Below are 1,622 nucleotides of genomic sequence, written 5' to 3' on the forward strand. Positions count from 1 at the left end.
AATATCGGCGCAGCTACTACGGCAAACGGTACATCGGTATCCTCCGTATTGTCTGGAGGCATTGCAAATGCTAAATTTGCTGGAGGAACGGCTAATAAGTTAACAGACGTCAGCAATGCCGGCACGGATGAATATGCTTTAGATATCATGTCTTTCAGCGGCGCAACGGCAGCGATTTCGAAAATCGACATCGCGATCAACACCGTTTCGACGGAGCGCGCCCGCCTCGGTTCGTACCAAAACCGCTTAGAGCATACGATCAACAACTTGGATACGTCGGCGGAAAACTTGACGGCAGCAGAATCCCGCATCCGCGACGTCGATATGGCGAAGGAAATGATGGAATTTACGAAACAAAACATTCTCACCCAAGCAGCCCAATCGATGTTGGCTCAAGCGAACCAACAGCCGCAGAGCGTGCTCCAGCTGCTGCGATAAAGGAAAAGCCAAAGGCCTCTTCTCGTGTAATCGAGAGGGGCCTTTTTGATTGGGGAAGCCATTGGAATTATTTTTCTGTTTTATTCGCTTCACATCGACAAAATGAAACCGATAATAATAGTAGAGGATGTCGAATTATCACGAAACAATCTCGTTTAGGAGAGTGCGAGACATGCAGCTCAACATTTTTGGACAGACGTTTGAATATCGCAATGATCGATCAGAACTTGAACCGATATTCCGCAAAATCTTCTCCATGGTTGCCGAGGCGGATCGGCAATTGAGCCATCTCGTCATCGATGGTGTCGAAGTGTATGATGATTTTGAAACCTATATGGAGGAACGAATCGATTCCATCCGCACGATTGACGTTGTAGCGGTGACGATCGAAGAATATATACGGGAAGTTTTCCAGACAATGCATTCGTATTTGACACGTGCCCTGCCAGAGATTGAGCGTATCATCGATGAATTTTATCAAACCCCTTCCGAGCATACATGGATTCGATTTGAGCAAATGCTTGAAGGAATCCAATGGATCGACCAAGCCCTTTACTGGCTCGCCGAACATCCGAAACATCCGCTTGATCGTCAAGCGCTCGCCCACATCCGGGAAACGTTGGCGGAACAATTGCGGCAATTGCTTCAAGCCGTAGAAGCAGGCGACGCGGTTTTGATCGCCGACTTGATCCAATATGAAGTCAAGCCGTTATGGAAGGACATTATGGAGCACGTAAAAGTCAATGTCGTGAACTAAACGTAGACAGCAAAGGCAGTGAACAGAGTTGAGCATCTACAAAGGGAAAAAAATCTTAATTATTGGCGGCACGGGGACGATCGGGCAGCATCTCACCAAAACACTGTTGCAGCATGAACCGAACGTCATTCGCATTTTTAGCCGCGATGAGCATAAACAGTTCGAACTGGCGCAGCAATTCAAACATTCAAACGTACTTCGTTATTTAATTGGCGACGTCCGCGACGAAGCGCGTGTGCTGCGGGCGATGGAAGACATTGACTACGTCTTTCATCTTGCCGCCATGAAGCATGTTCCGGCTTGTGAATACAATCCGTTTGAAGCGGTGAAAACGAACATTATTGGCACGCAAAATGTCATTCAAGCCGCTTTGAAAGCCGGAGTGAAAAAAGTGTTATTTACCAGCACGGATAAGGCCATTTCGCCA

Annotated in this window: 3 protein-coding genes; all 3 read left to right on the forward strand. The window is 47.4% G+C overall.

Annotated elements, in window-relative coordinates:
• Positions 1 to 438: flagellin (locus VU18_RS20900; protein ID WP_047758495.1), on the forward strand; the 438-nt coding region annotated here is incomplete at its 5' end.
• Positions 439 to 610: 172 nt separating this feature from the next.
• Positions 611 to 1,195 carry a hypothetical protein gene (locus VU18_RS15880; protein WP_047758496.1) on the forward strand — a complete coding sequence of 195 codons (585 nt, stop codon included), beginning with the start codon at positions 611 to 613 and terminating at the stop codon, positions 1,193 to 1,195.
• Between the two features lie 28 nt (positions 1,196 to 1,223).
• Positions 1,224 to 1,622 (forward strand): SDR family NAD(P)-dependent oxidoreductase (locus VU18_RS15885; protein WP_047758497.1); only part of this gene is annotated, 399 nt, incomplete at its 3' end.

The organism is Geobacillus sp. ZGt-1, assembly GCF_001026865.1.
In the GTDB taxonomy this organism is placed as follows: Bacteria; Bacillota; Bacilli; order Bacillales; family Anoxybacillaceae; genus Geobacillus; species Geobacillus thermoleovorans.

Coding starts and splice junctions, on each gene's coding strand:
- VU18_RS15880 (WP_047758496.1), top strand. CDS start 611: ATGCAGCTCAACATTTTTGGACAGACGTTTGAATATCGCAATGATCGA.